The sequence below is a fragment of the Bartonella sp. AP57NXGY genome, from assembly GCF_042195805.1.
Classification (GTDB): domain Bacteria; phylum Pseudomonadota; class Alphaproteobacteria; order Rhizobiales; family Rhizobiaceae; genus Bartonella.
On the sequence record NZ_JBHIOZ010000190.1, the window covers coordinates 1 to 2,306 of the forward strand.

General features: G+C 36.2%; 1 pseudogene. It reads right to left on the bottom strand.

Annotation, left to right across the window (positions count from 1 at the left end):
- Positions 1-2,189 (bottom strand): annotated as a pseudogene (locus ACFIL8_RS09305) (type ISP restriction/modification enzyme); the annotation flags it as partial.
- Positions 2,190-2,306 lie beyond the last annotated feature (117 nt).

The following is a 2,306-nucleotide window of genomic DNA, read 5'->3' on the forward strand; positions in this document are numbered from 1 at the left end:
GGGTAGGCAGGGTTGCCAATGGTTTCAACAGCATAACGATTGGCATCATTAACAATGCCACTCTTTTTATCAGTCTTTACGCATTGACGCCCCATAACCCATTCAAGAGCGGGCTTGCCATTGACGATATACTGATAAGCTTCAAGAGGGATATCTGTTATGGTAATATTGCTATTATAAATAACAGTGTTTTTATCTTTCTCTTTATCTGCTTTTGCGAATTTCATTTCAGTCACGTAATAGAATTTTTCGGGATTAGAGATCTCTGTCTGTTTTGGATTACCCTTTTTAAAGGTCACTGGATAAGGTTCTACATCTTCATAATTCACATGCAAATGACCTAGTTCACGTCCTGCTGTTACAAATTTCCAAAAGTCATCAGCACTCTTTACACAAGGAATGCGAGGTAATTCTTTGCATAAATTATCAGCATAACGAGAGCGATAATCTTCCGAATGAAGCAAACCGTAAACGTAATAGAATAGATCATCTTTAGTGATTTTTTCATTAGGATAAGCGGCTTTAAAATGTGCTAGCTCCTCATCAGTAATGGCATCACGTCTCTGTAAACCAGATGTTGTGTTTTTCTCTGTAGAATTTGCAAATAAATGGGATTGTTTTTCACTTTTATTTTTTGAAACTAGAGTGTCTTCGTAAATATAGCGTGGAAAGCATTGACCATTATGCACAACATGAAGATCAAGTATAGACTTAGCTATCAAAACAGAAAAACCTGATTGAGTTCCCATGCCTGAAATTTGTATTACCTTATTTTCAACCGCTCGTCCTATCGGAAATATATGCGGCATTTTATAAACCATTTCATTAAAGCTGCGATTATAATAAAGCCATTGTTGTGCAAATGGACGATAAAGACTTTGCATGAGATAAGATTCTTCAAATTTGAAGCTCTTTCCTTTTGCCAATTCTTGTTTAAGAGCGCGACTCCAACTTATTTTTCTTTCATCAGCATTAACAAAATTGTCTACAGTTTTAGTACGTGTTTTACCGTCATTATGTGTATAAGCACCATTAAAATGCTCCACTTCACTATTGTAAAAAGCAATCATATTACTCATATTCTTCGCGAGAGTTTCACGACTTGAATTGTATGCCCAAGCATCCCGACTCGTCATAATACCGCGAGAATAAGTTTCAAATAGCTTTTTATCATCCCCTTTTTTAACACCTAGAGCTAGGAATGTCTTGAAACTGTCATCACGTTGATTGATCCAATCACCGTACTTGTCTGGTGTAATTATTTTCCAACCGTTTTCAAGTGTAATACCACCAACACTACCAAGGTATTGAAGCATCTCAAGTTTTTTTTCGGTAGAAAGATTATCTCCAATATCATGATAATAAATTTTACAAGGTCCAATAGCATTCGGATTTTTGATAAATAATGTTACGGCAATACCCGTCATACTACCATTGCCGAAAATATTCTCACCTTCTTGAGCGTTATTTTTATTCATCATATTTTTACGGATATCACCTCGTAAATTAAGTACATAAATACTCGTAAATTCTTTGGCTAAAGATTTTCGTAAACTATCCATTGCTGGCTTTTCTATATAGCTTGAACCAGAAACAAAACCGATTACCCCAGCATTATGAATACGGTCACTCGCCCAACGAATAGCACGTATATAACTGTCATAAAGCGCTCGTATATTACTTGCTTTAGATTGAGCCGCATAAGTTTCACTGATCCGTTTATCTAATATCGGGTAGGGAGTGTTCTTTGCATTATCATTTTCATTTTTTTGTCCTACCGAATAAGGAGGGTTACCAAAGATAACCTCGATATCCAGTTTCTTTTGATGTTCTAAATATTCACTGTTTTCTTTAAATAATTTTTGCAGCAGATTCTTCTCTTCAAGCATCCGAAACGTATCGGTCAAACCAATATGTTTAAAAGGGATATACTCACCTTTCATGATACTATGATAGGTCGATTCAATGTTAATCGCTGCTATGTAATAGGCAAGTAAAACAATTTCATTGGCATGGATATCATGACGGAATTTATATTCCATATCCTCTGGTTTGATGAGATTGGATTGTAATAGCCTTGTGATAAAGGTTCCCGTTCCCGTAAAAGGGTCGAGAATGGAGACTCCTCGTGACCCCAAGCTTTTTCCAAACTCATTACGCAACACATCATCAACAGAATGAATGATAAAGCACAGTTAAGATGAGAGAGCGTTCGACCAGAGTTAAAACGTTTCCATTGATAACCCAGGAGTAAATACTCCACGGAATAAAAGAGATTATTATGTTAAACATGGCGCATCCTCCTT